The organism is Paenibacillus tritici, assembly GCF_018207515.1.
Lineage (GTDB): Bacteria > Bacillota > Bacilli > Paenibacillales > Paenibacillaceae > Paenibacillus_AQ > Paenibacillus_AQ tritici.
In genome coordinates this window covers 4,838,229-4,861,449 of sequence record NZ_CP073365.1, presented here as the reverse complement: position 1 = coordinate 4,861,449, position 23,221 = coordinate 4,838,229, and the positions used below count along the sequence as shown (strand labels likewise).

General features: G+C 51.8%; 24 protein-coding genes, 1 riboswitch and 1 other annotated feature. Of the genes, 15 read left to right on the top strand and 9 right to left on the bottom strand.

The annotated features are described in order from the left end of the window. The first annotated feature begins 13 nt into the window (after positions 1–13). From KDC22_RS21115 to glpK, 3 genes are all read left to right on the top strand, one after another. Positions 14–730, top strand: a complete 717-nt coding sequence (locus KDC22_RS21115) for a response regulator transcription factor (protein ID WP_036727360.1) — start codon at positions 14–16, stop codon at positions 728–730. Then, positions 731–2,170, top strand: a complete 1,440-nt coding sequence (locus KDC22_RS21110) for a HAMP domain-containing sensor histidine kinase (RefSeq protein ID WP_173129222.1) — start codon at positions 731–733, stop codon at positions 2,168–2,170. 121 nt (positions 2,171–2,291) lie between these two features. Next, entirely contained in the window at positions 2,292–3,797 is a 1,506-nt protein-coding gene (glpK, locus tag KDC22_RS21105; RefSeq protein WP_211720226.1) for a glycerol kinase GlpK, read from the top strand. A gap of 96 nt (positions 3,798–3,893) precedes the next feature. Here glpK and KDC22_RS21100 read toward each other — a convergent pair whose 3' ends face one another. The 6 genes from KDC22_RS21100 to KDC22_RS21075 form a co-directional block, all read right to left on the bottom strand. Next, positions 3,894–4,886 (bottom strand): 3-oxoacyl-[acyl-carrier-protein] synthase III C-terminal domain-containing protein, encoded by a 993-nt coding sequence (locus tag KDC22_RS21100; RefSeq protein WP_211720225.1) that lies wholly within the window; start codon positions 4,884–4,886, stop codon positions 3,894–3,896. Positions 4,887–5,002: 116 nt separating this feature from the next. After that, a complete protein-coding gene (locus KDC22_RS21095; RefSeq protein WP_173129213.1) occupies positions 5,003–5,353 on the bottom strand; it encodes a hypothetical protein in 351 nt (116 codons plus the stop codon). 106 nt (positions 5,354–5,459) lie between these two features. Further along, the gene (locus tag KDC22_RS21090) at positions 5,460–5,828 is read right to left on the bottom strand and encodes a carboxymuconolactone decarboxylase family protein (protein WP_211720224.1); all 369 of its coding nucleotides are present in this window, start codon (positions 5,826–5,828) and stop codon (positions 5,460–5,462) included. 49 nt (positions 5,829–5,877) lie between these two features. Further along, positions 5,878–7,521 (bottom strand): thiamine pyrophosphate-binding protein, encoded by a 1,644-nt coding sequence (locus tag KDC22_RS21085; protein ID WP_211720223.1) that lies wholly within the window; start codon positions 7,519–7,521, stop codon positions 5,878–5,880. Between the two features lie 114 nt (positions 7,522–7,635). After that, positions 7,636–7,734, bottom strand: a riboswitch (cyclic di-GMP riboswitch). A gap of 503 nt (positions 7,735–8,237) precedes the next feature. Further along, positions 8,238–9,488 carry a methyl-accepting chemotaxis protein gene (locus KDC22_RS21080; protein ID WP_211720222.1) on the bottom strand — a complete coding sequence of 417 codons (1,251 nt, stop codon included), beginning with the start codon at positions 9,486–9,488 and terminating at the stop codon, positions 8,238–8,240. A 100-nt stretch (positions 9,489–9,588) separates the two neighbouring features. Next, positions 9,589–10,017 carry a helix-turn-helix transcriptional regulator gene (locus KDC22_RS21075; RefSeq protein ID WP_211720221.1) on the bottom strand — a complete coding sequence of 143 codons (429 nt, stop codon included), beginning with the start codon at positions 10,015–10,017 and terminating at the stop codon, positions 9,589–9,591. A 104-nt stretch (positions 10,018–10,121) separates the two neighbouring features. Between KDC22_RS21075 and KDC22_RS21070 the strand changes: the two genes are divergently transcribed. Continuing rightward, on the top strand, positions 10,122–10,964 hold the full coding sequence (locus KDC22_RS21070) for an SDR family NAD(P)-dependent oxidoreductase (protein ID WP_211720220.1): 843 nt from the start codon (positions 10,122–10,124) through the stop codon (positions 10,962–10,964). A 94-nt stretch (positions 10,965–11,058) separates the two neighbouring features. Here KDC22_RS21070 and serA read toward each other — a convergent pair whose 3' ends face one another. Together serA and KDC22_RS21060 are read right to left on the bottom strand one after the other, a co-directional pair. After that, complete coding sequence (gene serA / locus KDC22_RS21065) at positions 11,059–12,651, bottom strand: phosphoglycerate dehydrogenase (protein WP_211720219.1); 1,593 nt, start codon at positions 12,649–12,651, stop codon at positions 11,059–11,061. 208 nt (positions 12,652–12,859) lie between these two features. Beyond that, positions 12,860–13,086 (bottom strand) — a binding site (T-box leader). A 113-nt stretch (positions 13,087–13,199) separates the two neighbouring features. After that, positions 13,200–14,105 (bottom strand): hypothetical protein, encoded by a 906-nt coding sequence (locus KDC22_RS21060; RefSeq protein WP_211720218.1) that lies wholly within the window; start codon positions 14,103–14,105, stop codon positions 13,200–13,202. A gap of 67 nt (positions 14,106–14,172) precedes the next feature. Between KDC22_RS21060 and KDC22_RS21055 the strand changes: the two genes are divergently transcribed. The 3 genes from KDC22_RS21055 to KDC22_RS21045 are packed head-to-tail and all read left to right on the top strand — an operon-like array spanning position 14,173 to position 15,982. After that, positions 14,173–14,766 (top strand): CPBP family intramembrane glutamic endopeptidase, encoded by a 594-nt coding sequence (locus KDC22_RS21055; protein ID WP_173129192.1) that lies wholly within the window; start codon positions 14,173–14,175, stop codon positions 14,764–14,766. Continuing rightward, positions 14,763–15,140: a hypothetical protein gene (locus KDC22_RS21050; RefSeq protein WP_173129189.1), complete on the top strand. Its 378-nt coding sequence runs from the start codon at positions 14,763–14,765 to the stop codon at positions 15,138–15,140. Before KDC22_RS21055 ends, KDC22_RS21050 begins: the two co-directional genes overlap by 4 nt. Next, positions 15,131–15,982, top strand: a complete 852-nt coding sequence (locus tag KDC22_RS21045) for a metallophosphoesterase (protein WP_211720217.1) — start codon at positions 15,131–15,133, stop codon at positions 15,980–15,982. Before KDC22_RS21050 ends, KDC22_RS21045 begins: the two co-directional genes overlap by 10 nt. A 90-nt stretch (positions 15,983–16,072) precedes the next feature. On the opposite strand, the gene KDC22_RS21040 is transcribed toward KDC22_RS21045, so the two are convergent. Further along, a complete protein-coding gene (locus tag KDC22_RS21040; protein ID WP_425517067.1) occupies positions 16,073–16,987 on the bottom strand; it encodes a polysaccharide deacetylase family protein in 915 nt (304 codons plus the stop codon). Between the two features lie 94 nt (positions 16,988–17,081). Between KDC22_RS21040 and KDC22_RS21035 the strand changes: the two genes are divergently transcribed. The 8 genes from KDC22_RS21035 (at position 17,082) to KDC22_RS21000 (ending at position 23,066) form a co-directional block, all read left to right on the top strand. Beyond that, a complete protein-coding gene (locus KDC22_RS21035; protein WP_173129180.1) occupies positions 17,082–17,450 on the top strand; it encodes a hypothetical protein in 369 nt (122 codons plus the stop codon). Between the two features lie 241 nt (positions 17,451–17,691). After that, positions 17,692–18,306: a genetic competence negative regulator gene (locus KDC22_RS21030; protein WP_173129177.1), complete on the top strand. Its 615-nt coding sequence runs from the start codon at positions 17,692–17,694 to the stop codon at positions 18,304–18,306. A gap of 62 nt (positions 18,307–18,368) precedes the next feature. After that, on the top strand, positions 18,369–19,064 hold the full coding sequence (gene prsW, locus KDC22_RS21025; protein ID WP_173129174.1) for a glutamic-type intramembrane protease PrsW: 696 nt from the start codon (positions 18,369–18,371) through the stop codon (positions 19,062–19,064). A gap of 76 nt (positions 19,065–19,140) precedes the next feature. After that, the gene (locus KDC22_RS21020; protein WP_173129171.1) at positions 19,141–19,287 is read left to right on the top strand and encodes a hypothetical protein; all 147 of its coding nucleotides are present in this window, start codon (positions 19,141–19,143) and stop codon (positions 19,285–19,287) included. A 104-nt stretch (positions 19,288–19,391) separates the two neighbouring features. Beyond that, the gene (ypeB, locus tag KDC22_RS21015) at positions 19,392–20,750 is read left to right on the top strand and encodes a germination protein YpeB (protein ID WP_173129168.1); all 1,359 of its coding nucleotides are present in this window, start codon (positions 19,392–19,394) and stop codon (positions 20,748–20,750) included. A 155-nt stretch (positions 20,751–20,905) separates the two neighbouring features. Beyond that, positions 20,906–21,559, top strand: coding sequence for a flagellar brake protein (locus KDC22_RS21010; protein ID WP_211720216.1), 654 nt, complete (start codon positions 20,906–20,908; stop codon positions 21,557–21,559). A 212-nt stretch (positions 21,560–21,771) separates the two neighbouring features. Next, on the top strand, positions 21,772–22,476 hold the full coding sequence (gene cmk, locus KDC22_RS21005; RefSeq protein WP_211720215.1) for a (d)CMP kinase: 705 nt from the start codon (positions 21,772–21,774) through the stop codon (positions 22,474–22,476). A gap of 2 nt (positions 22,477–22,478) precedes the next feature. Further along, positions 22,479–23,066: a lysophospholipid acyltransferase family protein gene (locus KDC22_RS21000; RefSeq protein WP_173129159.1), complete on the top strand. Its 588-nt coding sequence runs from the start codon at positions 22,479–22,481 to the stop codon at positions 23,064–23,066. Positions 23,067–23,221: the final 155 nt, after the last annotated feature.

The following is a 23,221-nucleotide window of genomic DNA, read 5'->3' as shown; positions in this document are numbered from 1 at the left end:
GGTTGTTGTGTAAATGGCTGAGCACTTGAATAGAATTCTGGTGGTGGATGACGAAGAACGTATCCGCCGCCTGCTCAAAATGTATCTTGAAAAAGAAGGCTATGAGATTGATGAGGCGGAAGACGGGGAGATCGCCCTGCGCAAAGCAACCGCGAACGATTATGGTCTGATTCTGCTGGATGTCATGCTGCCGGGCATCGACGGGATTGAAGTGCTGACCAGACTCAGAGGGGTGAAGTCTACCCCTGTCCTGATGCTTACAGCCAAGGGTGAAGAGATTAACCGGGTACAGGGCTTTGAGATGGGGGCAGATGACTATGTCGTCAAGCCATTCAGTCCGCGCGAAGTGATCTACCGGGTCAAGGCGATTATGCGCCGTTCTTCCGCAACCGCATTTCTGTCCAAAGAGAGCAATTCCAGCAACAATATCGTGTTCCCGTTCCTGATTATTGAGCATGATGCCCACCGCGTAAGCGCAGGCGGCCAGGAGGTAAGTCTGACTCCCAAGGAATATGAGCTGCTGCATTACCTGGCTATCTCACCGGACAAGGTATTTTCGCGTGAGGAACTGCTTAAGGATGTATGGAATTATGAGTTCTTCGGAGATCTGCGTACCGTGGATACCCATGTCAAGCGTCTCCGCGAAAAACTAAATAAGGTATCCCCGGAATCGGCAGCTATGATCACAACGGTATGGGGAGTCGGCTATAAGCTTGAGGTGCCTAAATAAGTGAACTTCTGGAGAAGCCTTGTCGGTAAGCTGTGGATCACGATCATCTGTCTGGTTGCTGTCGTGCTCATAACACTCGGGCTGTTTCTGCTGCCTTATATCGACAGTAATTTCACCAATTCCGGGGCGATTAAGCGATTGTTCATGTATACCTGCATGATCGGGTTTTCATTAACGACCTTCTTTGCATTATTCCTGTTTACGAAGATCACACAGCCGATGCAGCAAGTCATTGAAGCTGCTAACGATATCCGCCGCGGCGAATACGGAACCAGACTGACACTGGTTACAAGCGATGAGATCGGCCAGCTGGCCACCTCATTTAACCACATGGCTGCAGAGCTGGAAGAGAATATACGCAGTCTGAATAACGAGAAAGGCCATTTATCCAGTGTCCTGCGCAGCATGAGCGATGCGGTGATCACCTTTGATATTGAAGGACGGATCATTCTTACCAATCCTCATGGACAGACCCTGCTGGAAACCTGGAGTGATCTTGCCTGGGAGCAGGAAGAGGAGAGCGGGCTATTGCCGCCGGGCGCCGCCTCGAGTGAGGTGCCGCCGCCGCTGCGTCCGCTGTTCTTCAGCACACTGAGGGGCGGGGGCGATGAGCGCTCCAATATCCATGTCCGGCAAGGGGTATGGTCTGTGCACATGGCGCCGCTCTATTCCGAAGATAATCTGCGCGGTGCCGTTGCTGTTCTGCGTGATGTGACAGAGGAGGTGCGTCTGGAGAAGATGCGGCGCGATTTCGTTGCCAATGTATCGCATGAGATCCGCACTCCGCTCTCCATGATGCAGGGCTACAGCGAAGCGCTGCTGGACGGAATGGCCTCCTCTCCGGAGGAGAGCAGCGAGCTGGTTCAGGTCATTCACGATGAATCGTTGCGTATGGGACGTCTGGTTAAGGATCTGCTGGATCTGGCCCGCATGGAAGCGGGACATACCGACATTCTGAAGGCACAGGTGGATGTGGGAGAATTGCTGGAACGGGTGTACCGCAAGTTCTCGGTCCGGGCCAAGGAAAGGGATATTATGCTTGAACTGAAGTTACCTGAACGGGAGCTGCTCCTTAAGGCTGCTGACGAAGACAAGCTGGAGCAGGTGCTGACCAATCTGCTGGATAATGCCTTCCGCCATACCCCGGCGGACCGGAGGATCTCCATCCTTGCGGACACTGCTACGCTGGAAGGCCGGAGTTATGTAGAGATACAGATCAGAGACCAGGGGGCAGGCATTAACCCCGAGGATCTGCCGTTTATCTTCGAAAGGTTCTACAAAGCCGACAAAGCCCGCCTGCGCGGGGAGACGGGCGGTACCGGGCTTGGACTTGCCATTGTGAAGAATATCGTCGAATCGCATCGCGGCAGTATTTACGCCTCCAGCAAGCTTGGAGAAGGCACGACATTTACCCTGCGGCTTCCTGTCGAAAAACAGTAAACTGAGACCATGCATGACAGCGCCTCTGAGAGCAGAGGTGCTTTTTGTTGAAACCACTACATTAATCTTGTTCATCGTGGAACATATATTTCAAGCTAAGGCTTGCAGGAGGCTGGGCATTATGATCTTATCCTTAGACCAAGGTACCACCAGCTCACGGGCGATTCTCTTCAATGAAGAGGCGGAAACAGTCTCGCAGGGGCAATATGAGATTAAGCAGTCCTTCCCCCGTCCGGGCTGGGTTGAGCATGACCCGGAGCAAATCTGGGAGAGTCAGCTTGCTGCAGCCAGAGACGCCATTGAAGCAAGCTCTGCACCGGCTGAACAGATTACGGCTATCGGGATTACCAACCAGCGGGAGACTGCGCTGATCTGGGACAGAGTGACAGGAGAACCGATCTATCCGGCGATTGTCTGGCAGGACCGGCGGACTGCAGAGCAATGTGAGGAGCTGAAGTCCCGGGGAATGGCCGGAGTGATTGCGGACAAGACGGGGCTTGTCATCGACGCGTATTTCTCGGCGACCAAGCTGGCGTGGATTCTGGACCATGTACCAGGGGCAAGAGACCGGGCGGCTAAAGGGGAACTGCTGGCGGGAACGATAGACACGTGGCTGATCTGGAAGCTAACCGGAGGCACTGTACACGCGACAGACGTTACCAATGCTTCACGGACTATGCTGTACAACCTGCATGAGCGCAAATGGGATGAAGGGCTGATGGATGCGCTGCGCATTCCGCGCTCCATTCTGCCGGAGGTAAGGATGTCCGGCGGAGACTTTGGAGCATGTGATAAGCAGTGGTTCGGCCTGGAGATCCCCATCCGGTCTGTGCTGGGCGATCAGCAGGCGGCGCTGTTTGGACATACCTGCTTAGAAGCCGGCAGCGCCAAGAATACTTATGGAACGGGCTGCTTCATCCTGATGAATACAGGGACGGAAGCCGTTGCGTCCAGCCACGGTCTGTTGACCACGATAGCCTGGGGCATGGGTGATGAGCTCTATTACGCGCTGGAAGGCAGTGTGTTTGTGGCTGGAGCGGCAGTGCAGTGGCTGCAGGAGGGGCTCGGGCTCATCGTTGCTCCCGCAGACTCGGAGGAGAAGGCCAGTGAGGTGGAGGAGAGCGAAGGGGTTGTGGTGGTGCCGGCCTTTACCGGACTGGGCGCGCCTTATTGGGATATGTACGCTCGGGGGGCGATCTTCGGTTTGACGCGGGGCACAACGTCCGGACATCTGGTGCGGGCGACGCTGGAATCGCTGGCCTTCCAGTCCCGTGATGTGATCGGAGCGATGGAAAAGGATGCAGGGATGCCCCTCACCGGCCTGAGAGTGGACGGCGGTGCGGTACGCAACAATCTGCTCATGCAGTTCCAGGCAGATATTCTTGGCAGCGATGTGACACGTACTACCTATTCGGAGACTACAGCCCTTGGCGCCGCACTGCTGGCCGGACTGACCTCGGGGGTCTGGACCCGTGAGCAGCTGGAGAGCTTCAACAAGGCCGAGAAGGTGTTCTCACCGCAGATGGAGCCGGAAGAGCGCGAACGCCGCTACAACGCCTGGCAGGATGCTGTATCGCGTACTATGGGCTGGGAGAAGCACGCAGGCAAGCAGCAGGACGGAGCCTGAAGCAGACGCAAGATAATCATAATGTACCCTCTAACACAAATGGCCCGCTGGCAGAAATCTGCTGCGGGCCGTTTGCATATCTCAATTAGAAGAAGATTAGTACACCATTACGAACGCGACATTCTGCCAGCCCGCGCCTACCGTCCAGAAGAGGACCTTGTCTCCGCGTTCAAGCTGTCCGGTGGTGACGGCTCTGTGGAGGGCAATGAACGGGCTGCTGGTTGAGGTGTAGCCGAATTCATCGCCGATGTAGACTGCTGCCTCCGGGTTAATGCCGGTTTTGCCGGAGACCGCCTTGATGTTCGGGAGGGACAGCTGTGAGAAGCAGGCTGCCTTGACCGACTCAGGAGCGATTCCGTTATTACTAAGCAAGGTGTTGATGGATTCAGAAGCGGCGTCCACACAGATGGAATCATCGAACGGAATGAACTTCACGTTGAACTCTCCTGCAGCGACACCGGTGCGCCCAAGCTGTGCCAAGCCTTCTGCCGGGAAAAGAGAGTTACCGTACACACAGGTGTCCGTCTGGTAGATGGAGTCAATGAAGCCCACCGCATTCTCATCGCGTTCCAGAATGAGCGCGGCAGCAGCATCACCGAAGTTCGCATAATAGACCGGATCATTCTTATTGGCATGAGGTGCAACGTAATCAGAGCCGATGACCAGGGCGCGGCGGATTCTTGGGTTCGCCATCATCTGGCGGCTGACCTGTTCAACTGAAGCGGTCATTCCTGCACAGTTGGCATTGCTGTCAATACAGATCGTATGCGAAGCTCCGTTAATTAAGCGGTGAATCATCAATGAGTTCGTCGGGAATATATATTCAGGAGTCTGGCTTGCGTAAGCGATCAGATCAATATCAGGACCGGTAAGTCCGGTCTTCTCCAGAACATTGCTCGCGGCTTCAAAAGCCATAGTCAGGGAGTTCTCATCCGGGCTGTCGATGCTGTAGCGGTTCTCACGGCCCAGAGTAGCCAGCAGTCCACGGATATCAATACCCTTGTAGTCAAAATGCTGAATGAAAAAATCATTGCCGATTCTTTTGCCTGGATGGTAGATATCAATATCCTTAATGCGAATCCCTGCCATAGTAAACCTCCTAAAAGTATGGTTAGCGATACTTCTCATGAAGTTGCTGTTATGAACCAAGTCATGCGTTTCAAGCTGCTGATTTTGGTTTAATTTTAGTTAATCAAGTTAGTTAATCAAGCTTGTGTCGTCGAAGTGATTTCCAGGTTTTCGAGTCCCGCTTTGCGGCCCAGGCGTGCCAGCTGCATTTTGAGGATCGGGTTGTTCTCCAGTGTAAGACTTACTTTCTGGAAGCCGTCAGACTTGAACATGATGAAGCAGCCTTCAAGCAGCGGCACAACATCAGGTGCGGTTACATTCAGCTTGCGGCAGTCGATATCCAGTGCATATTCAGCAGGGGTAATCGGGTTGATGGTCTGCTGGTAAGCCTGTATGGATTTGAGCCCGTCCTCGTTAGAAAAGGTTCCCTCCAGCTCGATATTGATTACTTTCTTCGCAGTGTCAGTCTTCAAAATAAATTGTCCCATGTTGTTTATCTCTCCCTAATTGTAAGTGGTGATACCCTAAAAACATTGCCAGATAATTCTTAAATGTGCAACCTGAAAGTCGAAATTTGTAAAATCGTGCAGATGATTATCTCACTTCCTCCAGGGTCTCCAGCAGGACATTGAAGGCTGAAATCACCCGTGGAGCCCCCACACAAGGGACGAGATGAAGCAGCACGCCTTTGATCTGCTCAACGGTCATGCCTACCCGCAGCGCCATTACATAATGCACTCCGAGCTGTTCATACTGACCCATCGTAATCAGCGAAGAGATCACAGCAATCTCTTTCCAATCCGATCCGATAGTGGTCCGCTGAAAAATATCACCATAGGCATTGCCCATGATATACTCGGCTAATTCCGGAAAATGCTCTTTGATTGGTGCTAGGGCTTTGGCCCCATAATCCCCTGAAAGATTAGAGAAATGTTCAAGTCCGCTGTTCATGTTCTTGTTCACGCGTCTGCCTCCTGATAGTAAGTTAAGGACTTCTGTATGATACTACGGCTTATGTGAGATCCAGTGTGCGATGGGCCGTAGGAGGCATTTCATCACGGTCGGTCAGCAGCTCGATCACGGCTACCCGGTTAAGGGCGACAGCCTCGCTAATCGCAGCGGCGAACTCGACCTGAGTCTCACAGCGGAAGCCGGCTGCACCAAGAGACTCGGCGAACTTCACGGCATCTACCGGGACCTCGAAGATCGTACCATCAATTCTGCCGGTTGTTTTCTCCATCCCTTTGAGGGCCATATCCAACTGCATATTGTTCACAACGATGAAAATAACCGGAATGTCCTTGCAAACAGCTGTGTTTATTTCAGTTCCGAGCATCATAAAACAGCCGTCCCCGGTAATGCAGAAGACTGTCTCCTCCGGAGCGGCAACCTTGGCACCGATCGCCATGCCAATGGAGTTGCCCATACAGGCAAAGTAGGCATCGAAGATAAAACTGCCGGGCTTCTTCACATTGAACCATTTCACAGCATTGAAGCCATGGCTGCCGTCATCAACAAACACGCTGCTGTTGTAAGGAATCAAATCGCTCATCGTGCTCAATACCGAAGCCAGCGAGAGTCCTGTCAGCACGGGCAGCTCATCATTGTAATCGTTAGGAACCGCTAATTCATGTCTGGTTACCGCTGAGGGGTCCACCAGCTGAAGATATAGCGCCAGGTTGTCCCGTACATCCCCGCCGACAGCGAGGGTCGGTGAGGTGAGGATTTTGCCGACAAAGGTCGGATCTACATCGAACTGGATTAACTGCTGCGGGTGATTCTCCGGCTTCAGATTACAGATGGTCATATCGCTGAGACGGGAACCCATGACGATAAACAGATCGCTGTTGTTCATGAGCTCATCCCCGTGTGTAGAGCCTCCTACTCCGACCGGACCATGGTAGAGCGGATGATCATAAGCAATCGCCCCTTTGCCTCCGGGAGAGGTAACCACAGGAATGTTGAAGGTCTCGGCGAATTGAACTAATTCCTGATGTGCGCCGGAGCGGTTGACCCCCTTGCCGGCAATGATGAGCGGTCTGGTTGAAGCATTGATCGCTGAAGTAATCCGTTCATAGTTCTGATAGCTTACGAGCTTACTGCGTTCCGGCAGAACAATCCGGCATTCTTCAAGCCGCTCTGTCTGGACATCAAACGGCATACACAGATGGACGGGGCCTTTGCGGTCACCGAGGGCGATCGACAGGGCATGATTGAAAATGGTGCTGAAATGGTCGCCGCGTTCAACCAGCTTGCTGAAGAGGGTGGCGGGTCTGAACATTTCAGCCAAATCCGCCAGATAGGAAGTGGAGTCCTGGCATTGGGGAATGCCTAGCTCCTTAATGGATTGATGCCCGGTAATAAAGAGGACCGGGAGATTATTGGCCTTGGCGTGTGCTGCTGCGGTAAGCAGATTCGTTCCGCCCGGACCGGAGGTGCCGAAGGCAACCCCGAGACTGCCGGTTTTTAGCGCATAACCGCCGGCTTCAAAACCCGAGCTCGCCTCATGCCGGCCGGGAATAAACTCAATACCATAGTCAACCAGTTTCAAAGCGATGGGGCAAATAGATTTGCCTATGATTCCAAAAGAATGGGTTACTCCTAGATTACGTAATGCTTCCGCCATAAAATCTGCAACTGTCTTCAGAACATCCACCCCGCAAGTTGTTATTTGTTTATGCCAGCAATAGAAAACCTGTACTCAAAGTAGGAGCACAGGTCTGTTGCACGAAGCACCATAAAAAACGCAAAAATCAGGCGTTCACAGTTTTTCAGCAACCTGGCAGTCATGATCTCACCTAATAGAAATGAGACTGTAGATCCATGGCTTTGCGTCATTCCCTTTCGGAGAATTTTGCCCGGTATGTTGTTATAAATCAATGAATGGAGAATTTTCCTTTACAATATATTCCTCGCTCTGCTTTTGTCAATAACCCCTGGGAGAAGAAACTCGGAATTTGACGAATATTCAGATCAAAAAACCGATAAATATTTAGATTTTCAAACTTTTGAAAATGGGTACGTCTGGAAGACTAAAGTCTTAAAATGCAAATAGGCAATAACCGCTGAAATTGTACGGGTTGAGTCCAAAGACTTATTGCATCCGTCTATTGCTGCTAAGAGACATGGATAGTTTAGAATTACAGGGCTGAAGTATTCTCCAATAGGTCTTAAGAATTACAACGCTTGAAAAACGAATGAACAGCCGGAATCTGGTTATAAAGCATCAATTGTAAAGAAGTGCAAAGCTGTATTTTAGGCCTTATGCACAATTTCAACAATTTGTGAATATTACATAACAATCTTTTATTTTGTTGAAAAAAGAGACACCTCCCGCAAAAAATTCTGCAGGCGTGCCTCTCTTCGGGAATGCTAGAATTTGAAAATATGAATTGTTTTTTGCAGATTGAACACCGCTGAGGTCATCTTCTCCGTCTCGTCGGCTACGGATTGCAGGGCGTGAATCTGTTCATTCATCGCTGCGGATACCTCTTCCGTGCCTGCGGCCGTCTCCTGGGTAATGGCTGAGATATTCTCAATCGCCCCGGAGATCTTAAGTGCGCTCTCCAGCATGAGGTCACTCTCTGCTGAGAAGGAGGAGATCTGCTCGGTTATGTATTGGACACTATGTACGATCTGAGCAAAGATATGGGCCGTCTCCGTAATCATCTCATTCTGTACCTGAACAACCTCTTCGTTGATAGCGATGTTATCAATGGCCTGCTTGATATCCGCCTCAATGCTGCGGACCAGTCCGAATACTTCTTTGGTCGAAGCGGTTGATTCCTCAGCCAGCTTGCGGACCTCCTGGGCTACTACAGCGAAGCCGCGGCCATGCTCGCCTGCACGGGCTGCTTCAATCGAAGCATTCAGCGACAATAGATTGGTCTGTTCCGCAATCTCGGTGATCGTCTTGGTAATCATCGTAATCCCGCGGGCATTCTGGGAGAGGGCTTCAATGGTATCCGCCACCTTTTGGGTAGCCTGAATATTCTTCCGCATGCCTTCTGCCTGAGTATCTACCGATTGCCGACCCTTTTCGACCAATTCCAGCGTATGTACGGAGCGTTTGTTCATTTCTTTGGTGGAATTGGTATAGTTGGAGACTTTGGTTTCAATATCCTTGATGGATTCTGTCATCTCGGCGATATCGGTTGAGATTTCATTGGCGCCCAGTGCCAGCTCATTAGAGGAGGAGGCCACCTGTGCCATTACAAACTTCAGGTTCTGATTCTTGTCTTCAATCCCGCGGCTGGCATCCATCACCTGGCGGGTAATCTGGGAGGCGTCGGTGAGGATTTTTTTTAATTTATCAATCATGGTGTTGAACGAACGGCTGATGTCTCCCATGGAGCCGCTCTCGTCGGCACGGCTGGTGAAGTCACCTTTGGCAATCGTGTGCGTCACATTGGAAATGTCCTCGAACGAAGATGTAAGCGTTCTCTCAATGAAGCGTGCAAGCGGGTAAGTCAGTGCGGCCAGGATCGCCACGAGAATGATGCCGATGAGCAGCCTGTCCATGATAATCAGCGTAATTAACACCGGGACAGCGAATAGAGCGGCAACCAGGTAACAGCCGGTAACAATCTTTTGTTTCAACGGCAGCTTGTTCATCCAGTCCATAATGGTAAGTTCCCCCTAAATAATAATGATGTGTATTGTAATATTATAGGGGATAATAGTGCAATTGGTCTATTGTAAGAAATCATATAATGCTGCAGCCTCACGCAGAGAGGAAGCGACCGTACCCGCAAGGATGCCAGCCCGCACCGTCGATATGAATCCGCTGGCTGAGGAAGCTGAAGGGAGTGACCAGCTGTCTCGTAGCGGCAGCCTGCAGCTTGCGGGCAGCCGAGGAGAATTCCTCCTGGATTCCCAGAGCCCGCAGAATCGCCGGATCAGCGGGCAGGAGAAGCGCTGCAATCTCTTTGGGGTTCATGCCGGTCAGGGAGGTCCGGTAGCCTTCTGCCAGCTTCCAGCCGCCTTCACGGCCGCGTTCAGCCAGAACCGGAATGCCGGAGAAGCTAAGGGCCTCCATATCCCGGAAGATCGTCCGTTCGGATACCTCCAGAGTCTGCGCCAGCTCCCTGGAGCTGATTTTCCCGCGGCTCTGCAACAGCAGCAGAATAGATAATAAACGGTCAGCTCTCATGGGTTGCCTCCTGAATAGATTCATTATATATGTCAGTTGTTGTCATATATAAGGTATATATTAATAATGATTACGAAATGAAGCAAGTGAGAGGAGCGAATCATATGACTAATCTTCAGGGCAAAATCGCACTAGTAACCGGAGGGAGCAGAGGGGCAGGCAGGGGGATCGCGCTGGAACTGGCCGAAGCAGGCGCCTATGTATATATTACGGGCAGGAATGCCGGCACACCCCAGGGGGCTGGCGAGCGGACTCTTGCAGGTGTGCTGGACGAAATTCAGCGTTCAGGCGGGTCGGGTGCAGCGATTCGCTGTGACCATACGAAGGATGGTGAGACAGAGGCGGCCATCAGACAGATTGCTGCAGAGCAGGGCAGACTGGATATTCTGGTCAACAACGTCTGGGGAGGTAATAACCTGCCCATCCTGAACGACCCGTTCTGGGAGCAGGCTCCTGAGCATTGGGACAACATGTTCACTGCAGGTGTCAGGGCACAGCTGATGACCAATTATTACGCTATCCCGCTGATGCGCAGCCAAAGGGCAGGGACGGGGCTGATTCTTCATACCACCTTCTGGGATGAGTACAAGTACACGGGGAACTTCTATTATGATCTGTCCAAAAATGCGCTGGTGCGTATGGCCTACGGGTTATCCATTGAACTGGCTGCGGATAGCATCGCGGTGATTCCCCTGTCTCCGGGCTGGATGCGGACGGAGCTGGTCCTGGAGAGCTTCGGTACAGACGAAGCGCACTGGCAGGAGAAGGAGGGGCTTCAGACTACCGAATCTACAGCCTATGTCGGACGCGCAGCCGCCGCGCTCGCTGCTGATCCTGAAGTGATGACCATAACGGGGATTCCCCAGAGAGTAGGCGACCTGGCGGAGAAATACGGCTTTACGGATATTGACGGCCGGAAGGTTCCGGCATTCCGCATTTCCGGTTAAAAGAAAGAAAACACTCTAGAGGGGTGACCGGCTTCTGCCGGTACTCCTTTAGAGTGTTTTACTTAATAGTACATAAAAGATATATTAGAGCGTTCTAGAGCAGAATGATTTCCTCTGCGGTGTTGATCTCCGGCAGTCCGGCCAGCTTAACCAGGACCTCCTTCGGAACAGCCTTGTCAACGGTCAGCAGCATAATGGCTGCTCCCCCGACGATTTTACGGCCCACCTGCATGGAAGCGATATTGACGTTGTTCTCCCCGAGCAGAGTGCCGACCAGTCCGATAATCCCCGGCTTGTCATTATGGGAGATTACAATCTGATGCCCTTCAGGAGCGATATCCACCGGGAATTTGTTGACCTGTACAATCCGTTCGCCGTAGCCCTGCAGCAGGGTACCGGCTACCAGACGCTCTTCGTCATGCTCAGCCTTGAGCGTCACGGTAATGAGATTCGTGAAGCCTTTGGTTTTGGAAGCCTTAGTCACTACCACGTTCACATCACGGGTCTTCGCCAGATGCATGGAGTTGACGATGTTCACATCACCAGCGAAGTGGCGGGTGAGAACACCTTTAACGACATAACGGGTCAATGGCTGGGTGTCCACATCCGAGAGATCGCCGGCATATTCGACATGGATCTCACGGATTGCTCCGTCTGTAAGCTGGGTAGCGAAGCTGCCCAGCTTCTCGCCGAGCGTGAAGTACGGTTGCAGCTTGTTCATCACACTTGGAGCAACCGGCGGAATGTTGACCGCGTTGATGAACGGCTCATTACGCAGGATATGGAGCACCTGCTCCGATACATCAATAGCCACATTCTCCTGGGCTTCTATCGTGGAGGCACCCAGATGCGGAGTTACGATGATCTTAGAATGCGTAAGGAACGGATGATCCGCCGCTGGCGGCTCCTTCTCGAATACATCGAAGGCGGCGCCGGCTACAATGCCGCTGTCAATCGCTTCAACCAGAGCCATTTCATCAATGATACCGCCACGGGCACAGTTGATGATGCGCATGCCTTTTTTCATGACTTCAAATTGCGGGCGCGAGATCATGTGGCGGGTCTCCGGGGTCAGCGGGGTATGAACGGTAATGAAATCTGCTCCGCGCACAATGTCGTCCACCGAGGCCAGCTTCACTTCCATTTTCTCTGCACGGTCTGCCGTGAGGAACGGATCGTAGGCCAGAATGTCCATGCCGAAGGCTTTGGCGCGTTTCGCCACTTCGCTGCCGATCCGGCCCATTCCGAGCACGCCCAGTGTTTTGCCGCGCAGCTCTACGCCAAGGAAGGTCTTTCTGTCCCATACGCCGGAGATTGTCTTGGCATAAGCTTGAGGAATATGGCGGGCCAAGGCCATCATCATGGCAAAAGCATGTTCACAGGTTGTAATCGTATTGCCGTCCGGGGCATTAATAACGACTACACCGCGCTGTGTGGCTGCCTCCAGCTTGATATTGTCTACGCCCACTCCGGCACGGCCGATAACCTTGAGATTAGTACCGGCTGCGATAATTTTGTCCGTTACGGTAGTCTGGCTGCGAACGAGTAAGCCGTCATATTCGCCAATGATTGCAATAAGCTCATCTTCACTAAGTCCTGTTTTTTTGTCTACAGTCACATCGCTTGCGTCCATCAATTGCTGAATACCCAAATCGCTGATCGGGTCCGATACTAATACTTTGTACATGGTCTCTTGTCCTCCTTCAAATGGGAAAGCTAATATATATGCCAAGGATTGCCCGGTAGGGTAATCCGCAGTACCTGATCTTACAAGTGCTGATCCTAGCTTAACACTGAAGTAACGCGCTGTCGCATAAAAGAAAAAGCGTGCAGAAATGCCTGATTCGGGCGCTATAGGGCAATAAAAAAACTCCCAACCCCATACTACTGCCGTAGTAAGGGACGAGAGTTGTCGTGGTACCACCCTAATTCACTGCATCGGTTAAGAAGCAGCCTCATTGGCCTGCAAAGGCCACACTGGTAACGGAGTGATCCGATTGTATCTACTCAAGGTTCAATACAATATCTCAGGAGCGCTAAAGATTAATGTCCGCCACCGGTTCTCACCACCCACCGGCTCTCTGAAGACTGCAAGTAATCTTTGTTCCATCATCGGTTTTGCTTGATTAATTTGTCATAATGTAACATGGTGATGCCAAGTGTGTCAATACTATTCTTCCGTTTCGTGCTGCCTTGAAGTGAACCGTGTTTTTCGTTATGATGCAATAACTGGTCCTACTCATAGAAGAACGGGAGCTGCGGCATGATTTCCTTGCCGTAATATTGTTCCCGCCATTTGATGAAGTCCTGCTCCTGCACCGCACCGGTTGAGATGAGCAGGGTGACCGAGGACTGAATATCATTCAGTCTCAGCGAACTGGCTGTCCCGGAATAGATCATATCGTCAATCTTGGCGGTTATATCCTGGGGATCGTAGCTGGCATAGATGCCGCGGTTCAGCATCATGTCGGCGATGGATGCATTCTTCAGCAGCAGCGGCATTTTTTTCCACTGGATGAAGGTGAGCGTCTTCTGTCCGCCGGACTTCTGCGGAATGGCCGGGCTGGTCTTTGACCCCCATTTGAGCATGGAGTCATAGAAGTTCTTCTGTGCCAGCAGGCCGAACTTCACGGCGCTGGTGGTGAAGTTGTCGCTTCTCAGTATTTTGGCGGCTTCCGCGCCGGAAGCACCTGCCGATACCTTGCCCGAGGCCTGGGAGAAGAGCGTGAGACTCTTAAGAATATTCAGCTGTGATTCATAGAGCAGCGGAGAATTGGTGAAGAGCGAATCCTGGGTCACCTTGTCATACTGCTTGTCTGCCAGAAGACCCAGGTTCTTCAGCGTGGCCGCGTTCTGGCGTTCGTCTGTGCTGCGTGCAAGACTGTCCACCTGATCGTTCCAATTGCGCTTGAATTCCCGATACGGCAAAAATACGTTATGATAAAAGGTAACAAGATCCTGCTGCTGGTAGGAGCCGGAGAATTCCTCGGCACTTTTGTCGCCGGCCAGCTGTGCATATTTAGCCTCGGTCTTGTCTGCTCCAACCTTTACTCCCGTAAAAAATGAAGCGAATGCGGATATTAGAAAAAACAAAAAACCTAGTGTGTACAACATTTGAGTGCGGGAGGTACGGCTGTTCATGATTAGGTGCTCCTTCGTATAGGTAAATTATCTTATGTCAAAACATTTATAGAACAGGCAGGTTATAATGAAAAAATTCAAATTGGGTGAAATCAAAATTAAAAAGGCCGATCCACAGCAGTTAACAGACAAGCTGTTACTCATTAATCTGTATATTACGCAGGGCCTTACCTTATTTATCGGTTTGATATGGATATTATTGCAGAAAAGAAATCCTATTCACATATTAAATTTTCCGGAGAGTCTACATTTCGTGTATTGGGGCCTTGGCCTTGCGGTAATTATGCTTGCCGTTGATTTCCTGTTGACCCATATTGTTCCTGAGGATGCCATGGATGACGGGGGAATTAATGAACTTTTGTTCGGCAAACGGCCTTTGTGGCATATTATTGTCATTTCTGCGGTGGTGGCAGTCTGTGAGGAGCTTTTGTTCCGCGGAGCGATCCAGCATTCCCTCGGACCGTATTGGACCAGTATTCTGTTTGCCGTTATTCATGTCCGTTATCTGCGCCACTGGCTTCCTACAGGCTGGGTATTCCTCAGCAGCTATGGTCTCGGGCTTATTTATATCCATTCGGGCAGTCTGTGGGCACCGATCTTGTGCCATTTCCTTATAGATTTGTTCTCCGGTATGGTCATTCGTTACAGGAGGGTATCATGACAGAACAATTAAGCCGGGTGAGGTCCCGCCAGAAACAGCGTAAGCGTGAAGAACAACCTCCAGTCCAAACGAATAAAAGAACCCCTGCTTCTAATACAGCTGCAGAACGGACGGACAATCCGGTGGTCGCGGCAGGAACCTTGTCCAGAAAGGACCGCTTATCAGGCCGCAGGGCCTCCAGAAGGCCGGAGCGTGAGGCGGTGCAGCAGGAAGGGGAGGATACCCCGTCGCGTACGCAGAGTTATCCGTCGGAACGAATCCGCTTCAGCAAAATGTTCGTGAATTCACTGATTGTCCTGTTTCTTATGCTGCTCGGGTTCCTGCTCTGGTGGGGATTTGCGGGGGCACCTGAACTGAGAAAATTATGGAATTGACCTGGCTGCTCATTCTCTTGGCCGTGTGTCTGGGAGTGGCGGGGGTTATGGGCATCCTGATGGTTGCTGCCGCCTTCAAGAAACAGATTATAGCCGAGGATATTGTGCTGGAACGGCTTCCTGCCGCGTTCGACGGCTTCCGGATTCTGTTCATCACCGATATTCACCGCCGCCGGCTTCCGGAGGATATGCTGAACCCGCTGCGGGGGAAGGTGGACGCTGTTCTGCTGGGCGGTGACCTGACAGAGAAGGGCAGCCCCATCGAGCGCCTGCTGGACAATCTGACGCTGGCCGCCTCGATTGCGCCTGTGTATGCGGTTCACGGCAATCATGATTACCGGGCGAATATCACGCTGGTGGACCGTATGATCCGGGGCAGCGGCGCCATGCTGCTGGAGGACGAGAACCATTCCATGGAGCGGGCCGGAGCACGGCTTATCCTTACGGGGGTTGATTTTCCGCGAAAAGGGGGCAAGATGGCCTATTCGTCTCTGCCCGGCGTGTCTGAAGAGGATGCCGGAGCTTTCCGGATGATCCTGGTCCATGATCCGCTCTGGCTGTCCCGGCAGCAGGAAGTGCCTGCAGATCTGATTCTGGCCGGACACACGCATGGCGGGCAGGTCGTTCTGCCCTTGCTGAGGAATAGACATACCGATGAGTTCTACCGTAAATATAATGCGGGGATGTACGAAATTCCCCGGGCCGGAGAGTCCGCCCTCCCGCCGCTGAAGATGCTGATCAGCCGGGGGTACGGCACCGCACATCTGCCGCTGCGCTGGGGCAGTCCCGCCGAGATGCATGTGCTGACCCTGCGCAGCGGGGAGAAACAACATTCTGTGTAATGCAGAGCTACATACAAGCGGACATGAAGAAACGGCTGCCCCCTGCGGGACAGCCGTTTCTTCCAGCTTATCAGACGTATTCAGAAGAGCTTAGCGCATCTTCAGCTCAATACTGCGAGGATCGACAAAGCTGTACCCCTTGCCCTCAAGCGTGGTCAGCAGGGTATCAAGCGCCTCCACGGTCCAGGGCAGCTCATGCATCAGAATGTTGCTGCCGGAATGGAGCTGGCTGGTCACATTAGTGATCAGCTTCTCCGTTTTGCCCGTGTCCTTGGCCTTCATCTCCCAGTCCAGTGAACCGACGGACCAGGTCATATAGAGCATGCCGTTCTCAGCAGCGATCTTCTTGCCTACATCACCGCCAGCGCCGTGCGGCGGACGGAAGAAGTGTGGCGTCTCTCCGGTAATCTCCTTGACGATATTCTGAACATCCTCAATCTGCTTCTTCACTTCGGCTTCAGACTTGTCCTTCAGCACAATGTGATCCCAGCTATGATTGCCGAGAATGCCGCCCCGGTTGTGAATCAGCTCCAGCAGCTCGGGATGCTCCTTCACCCGGTAACCGTTGACGAAGAAAATAGCTTTGGCCTTATGCTTGTCCAGCGTATCCATCAGCGGATTGATTAATTCCGCTTCCTTCGGCCCGTCATCGAAGGTCAGCAGGACTACCTTTTTGTTAGTGGCAGCATCGTTCGGGATGATGTCGTAATTCTTGTTCATATGGTACAGCAGCGGTACCTCTTCAGCGCTGGCTGCCGTTGTCGGCTGTGCGGCGGGGCTGTTCACCTCACTGGAGGCGGAAGGTGCGGCCTCCGGCGATGCAGTTGCGCCTGGCGAAGCAGTTGCCTCCGGTGACGCTTCCGTAGTTGCCGTAGCCGCCGCCGGCTGCTGGGTTGCCGAAGTCTTAGGATCATTCTCTGCGGATTGGTTGCCCGAATTTCCGCCGCTGCTGCAAGCTGACAGCAGACAAGCTGCAAGGAGCAGCGTTATTGTTGCTTTACCCACTTTTTTCATCTCGCTTTCTTGTTGTTTGGCTGTATGAGCCGCTGTCTTTCCGCGAACACTAAGCATGATTTTACCATACAAGGAGGTTAGAGATATGAATACTTCGTCATTTCTGTGCGGAGTGCTGATGGGGGCAGCCGCCAGTATGATTATGTCCAAAAAACGCAGCGCCATGATGTCTGCTCTGCTCAACTCGAACGGTTCTTCCCACAATGCAGCGGATAAAGCCAAGGATAAAATTATGGGAATGGCCATGACGGGCTTCGGAAGCACTGCTGCGGGCAGCAGCCATGAACCTTCAGGCTCACATGTATCCGGCGGCAGCGCCCATAAAGAGGAATCCCTTAAGTCCAAAGAATCGAATTTGAACATGCTGAAGGATTTCATCCGCAGCAATCCCGATGTGAAGCATGAGGTAGAACAGATTCTCAAAGACACTCATACAGCCATACCGGGTTTGTAACCGGATTTAGCCGCTGCAGAATCATTTTGGCGATGCTGGCATCGCCGGAGTGATTCTTTTTTTTAGTTCAACGGTCCCGCTTTACATATAATGGGCGGCAAATCGGGCCTAATCTATATTTATTTACGTGCATTTGTAGCGTCAAAATGATAACATACATACATAGTAACCATTTTTGGCTCATTACTCGGGACTCATCATACATTAATATTAAATGAGCTTGCAAAAGGAGGATCCTGTCATGAGAATAGAGCGATTAAGTCAAGATAAGATACGGATTTTCCTCACTTTTGACGACCTGAGCGAGCGGGGCATCCAGAAGGAAGACATGTGGCAGGAGGTTCCCAAGGTGCACGACCTTTTTACGGAAATGATGGATCAGGCGTACAGTGAGCTTGGATTTGACGCCACAGGTCCGCTTGCCGTGGAAGTGTTCGCATTGCCCGCGCAAGGCATGGTCGTTATAGTGACCCGGGGGAAATATGATCACCATCAGTACGGTGGGGCCGGGGAAGATGAATTGCCTGAAGAGATTTACGAAATGGAAGTTACTCTTGAACAAAGCGACTCCATTGTATATGCATTCCGCGATTTCGAGGTTCTGGTGGAAGCGGCTCACGTACTCATCGGCAATATTACTTCTCAAGGACAACTGTATTCTTATAATGATAAATGGTACCTCTACTTCGACCCGAAGGAATTTGAAGAATCAGCCTTATCAGGGCTGGTAGGCGTGCTTGCAGAGTTCGGAGATGCATCTCCGGTGACCCAGGCCGTGCTGGCTGAATACGGCAAGACAGTGATGGCGGAGAATGCCATACAGCTGTTATGCACTCATTTTAAGCGCCAGGAATAGGCGGGGCGGTTCTTAACCCCATTCAGCAGAAAATCAGGTTTTAGCGCAGGGGAGGCTATTCGGTGCTTTTGTTATCGGTCATTTCGTCAGCAGTAGCACCGGGACTCGCGCTGCTGACTTTTTTCTATCTGAAAGACAAGTATGATCAGGAACCGCTCCATATGGTGCTGAAGGTGTTTTTGCTTGGCCTGCTTGTTGTTTTCCCCGTGATGATCATCCAGAGAGGCCTTGTGCTTGGTCTGGACGGCGGTCCGTATGTGGATTCCTTTTTGATCTCAGCCGGTGTGGAGGAAGCCCTGAAGTGGTTCGTGCTGTACCATATGATTTACAATCATACCGAATTTGACGAGCCTTATGATGGAATACTATATGCCGTAGCGATTTCGCTCGGTTTCGCAACGATAGAGAATGTAATGTATGCATGGTACAGCAATGCTTCAATCGGCTCCATGATTTTGAGGGCACTGCTCCCGGTCTCCGGACATGCCATGTTTGGCGTGATTATGGGATATCATATGGGGAGAGCCAAGTTTTCGGGCGGGGTCAAGACAAGAAGAATACTGCTGATTTCCTTGCTGCTGCCTTGGCTGTGGCATGGAATCTATGATTTTCTGCTGGTCACCACAGCGAACTACTGGATCTGGTTTATCGTGCCTCTGATGGCCGTCTTATGGTACGGAGGCATGGGGAAGGTAGCGCGGGCCAACAGCCGTTCCCCGTTTCGTTTTTTGAAGCGTGAGGAAGAGGTTAACCTATAAAACAGATGGACACACTTAATCCTACAGGGCAGTTCCGTTAGGCCAGGAATTCCAGAAAGGAGAGAGGTGTCTTTTTTTGCGCGTAAAAGTTCGGATTGTCTGCAAGCAGTGCGGTGAAACCTACATATTAAGAGGAAATAAGGAGCAGGGGGTTATCCAGACCGGCTTCAAGCAGTGTTTGTGCAGCAGTGTTAGCGGCTTCGAAATCGAGGAACGGGTGTAAGTGGGAAGTATTCACTTCCTTTATTGGGTACAGCGGGTGCATAAGACTTCTCAGTTATTGTCAAACTAACGGCAATAAGCTACCGAAAGGAGTTATGCGGACCTATGTACAAAAGATTAAGTGCCATAATGTTCCCGCTTACCGCACTCTTGCTGCTTGGAGCGCTGGTCTGGGGGTATCAGGAGAATCAGGAGAAGAACTCTATTCTGATCAAGGCGGAGAATCAGTATCAGCGTGCGTTCCATGATCTGTCCTTTCATGTGGAGCGGCTGCACGGGGAGCTGGGGAATACGCTTGCGGTGAATACCACCTCCAACGGAATGCACCGTAAGGGACTGGTCAATGTATGGCGGATTACCAGCGAGGCACAGAACGAGATTAACCAGCTGCCGCTGACATTGCTGCCGTTCAGTGAGACGGAGGAATTCCTCTCCAAAATCGCAAATTTCTCTTACAAGGCGGCGGTACGTGATTTCACCAAGAAGCCGCTCTCAGAGGGCGAGATGGCGAATCTGAAGACACTCTACGAGAATTCCGCCGAAATCTCCAGGGACCTGCAGAAGGTTCAGGACAAGGTAATCGGCAAGAAGCTGCGCTGGATGGATGTCGAGACAGCACTCGCCACAGAGGAGAAGGCTGAAGACAATACGATTATAGACGGGTTCAAAACCGTTGACAAACGCGTGGCGGCTTATCCGGAACTGGATTATGGCCCTTCAGTGGCGAGCATCTATGACAAGCGTTCGGTGAAGAAGCTGGGCGGCAAGCCCGTTACAGGGGAGCAGGTCAAAGCCAAGGCGCTGAAATTCGCCGGGCTGGGCGGGAAAGCTCAGGTGAAGATTCAGGAGAACGGCAAAGGAACCGAGTGGGCCTCTTATACTGCCACTGTAACATCCAGTGACCATAAGGAACCGGTCTCCATGGATTTCACGGCGGAAGGCGGCCTGCTGATCTCTTACAACGACAACCGGGAGGTGGGTCCGGCCAAGGTGTCCATGAAGCAGGCGGTGGAGAAGGCGGGCAGCTTCCTGAAGAAGAAGGGATACCCCGGCATGACCGCAGTCAGTGCGGACAGATATGATAATCTGGGCAATCTGACCTTCGTCAGCAGCCAGGACGGCGTTCTGATCTATCCCGAGAAAATGACCGTGCGCGTCGGGCTGGACACAGGTGAAGCTACAGGCTTCCAGGCCAGCGATTATGTGCAGGAGCATAAGGAGAAGCGTGTATTGCCGAAGCCGAAGCTGTCCCTGGCTGAAGCCAGAGCGATGCTTAATCCGGAGTTCGAGGAGTTGTACAACCGGCTGGCCTGGATTGAGAATGAAGATGCGGTGGAGCTGCTCACTTATGAATTCGGCGGCAAAATCAACGGCTCGCAGTTCAGGATCTATCTGAATGCCGATGACGGTAATGAGGAAGCTGTAGAGCAGGTGCGAACCTCTTCGGGAGCGCAGGATAAATAACCGGGCTCTTCGTCCCGGCGAGACAAGCTATGCTATAGAACTGGCGTATTTCCGGTTGCGGGAATGCGCCTTTTATAAATTATAAGGACCAGCCGCGAGGGGCCATGCTATAATCGGTTTAGCATTAATTACTAACTCAAGCGGCGGTGACTGGTTTGTATCCCAAAATCAACGAATATTTATACCTTCAGGTAGCATCCAGCGATGCAGCGGAGTCTGAGACTGAGTACCGGGCGCGGATTGCCGACATGGAGGATGAGAGCTTTCTTATAGAAATCCCTATGCAGGAGGGCAACGGACGGCTCAAGAAGCTGTTCGTCGGTGACGAGCTGTCGGTCTATTTCATTACTGAGGGCGGCATCAAGAATTACTTCAATACCCATGTGACCGGGTTCAAGGAAGAGGTTATCCGGATGGTCCGGCTGCGCAAGCCTGCGGCGGAATCCATCTTCAAAATTCAGCGGCGCAGCTTTTTCCGTGTCAATGCCGAACTGGAGCTTGCTGTGAAGGATGCCATGGGCAGCCGGTTTCTGGTGCGTACCGAGGATATCGGCGGCGGAGGAACGTCATTCTTAAGCGATGCCAAGATTACTTTGAAGGTGGCGGATAAGCTGGTCTGCTGGCTGCTCGTATCCTACCGCAACGGAAGTACAGAGCATGTTCATTTTGAAGGGGAGATTGTGCGGATGAAACCGCTGGATACCGGGCGGAATCTGGTCATGGTTAAATTCTCGGCAATTTCCGATGCGGAACGCCAAAAAATTATCCGGTATTGTTTTGAACGCCAATTTGATTTCCGCAACCGCTGATCCGCTGCGCGGGAATCTTCAAAAGGCATCAATATAAGCTTTTTTCTCCCCAAAAAACCTCACAGTCATTTTGCACTGAGTGTTAAACTGTGGTATAATTTTATAAGTCGCAGGCAATGCCTGCTTTTTTCTTGATAATATCAGCAAGTTCCTAGAGAGACATGTCGATAGGCATATTTCCTGCGGAAGAGTAGTTGAGGAGGAATGCCCCGTTGGACAGGCAGGGTACACATACTAACGACAGAATTAACGTCGCCATCGACGGACCTGCCGGGGCAGGCAAGAGCACTGTAGCCCGATTGGTAGCACGGGAGCTGTCTTACATCTATGTTGACACGGGTGCGATGTACCGGGCAATCACCTGGTATATGATTCGTGAAGGCATAGCTGCGGAGGAGCATGAGCTGGTGGACCGGAAGGTCCAGGGCATGGTGATTGAGCTTCTCCCGGAGAAAGATGTGCAGAAGGTGCTGATTAATGGGGAAGACATGACCCCGCATATCCGCAGTCTTCAGGTCAGCGGCCAAGTGTCGCAGTATGCTAAGATTGAAGGTGTAAGATCCAGACTGAGTCAATTGCAGCGCCAGATGGCGCTCCGCAAGGGAGTCGTAATGGATGGCCGGGATATCGGTACGACCGTACTGCCGGATGCCGAAGTGAAGATTTTCATGACGGCAAGTGTGGAGGAGCGTGCTCTCCGTCGTTATAAGGAACTGAAGGATACGGAAACAGTGACTCTCCAGCAGCTTGAACACGATATCGCAGCGCGGGACCGGCTTGATGAAGGCCGTGAGATTTCACCGCTGTGCCGTGCCGAAGATGCCATTCTTCTGGATACGACACATATGGATATTCATCAGGCCGTGGAAGCCATCGTCTCCCACTGCAGAACTTATGTTGACGGGGAGAGAAATTAGCTATGATTTATGCCATTTGCGTTGCCTTGCTTCGCCTGATTTATGCCATTCTGTTCCCGCTTAAGATTGTGGGAAGAGACAATGTGCCGAAGGAGGGCGGGGTCCTGCTCTGCGCGAATCACATCAGCCTGCTTGATCCCATGACGCTCGGCATTAAGCTGAAACGACAGGTAAGATACATGGCCAAGGCGGAATTGTTCGACGTTCCGGTGCTGGGCTGGCTCATTAAGAAAGTGGGCGCTTTTCCTGTCAAACGTGGCGGCGTAAGCAAAGAATCCATTAAGACGTCCCTTAACACGCTCCGCAGCGGACATGTAATGGGCATCTTCCCGGAAGGAACGCGGAATTCCGATTCCGGTTCAGCCAAGAAAGGGGCGGCAAGCTTTGCGCTCCGCAGCGGCGCAGCCGTTGTACCGGCAGCCATTATCGGGTCCTACAAGCCGTTTCGCCGGATGACTGTGGTATATGGTGAACCCATTGACCTCAGTTCGTTTGAAGGTGCGGGAAGCGATTCTCTGGAAGCGGTAACCGATGTGATTATGGGCCGTATCCACGAAATGATCAGTACCGGCAAGCCCAGTTCGCGGTAAGATAAGGGCAGGATTTCATGGTTCCTTGAATAGCTTATTAATAACAGCATAACCGCTATTTTTTGGAACATACTAATTTACAAAGTGAAATTGGTTTTACCAAGCGTAATGATTGTTTTGAACTCTGCTCTACGCGGGTTTAAATAAATGGGGTT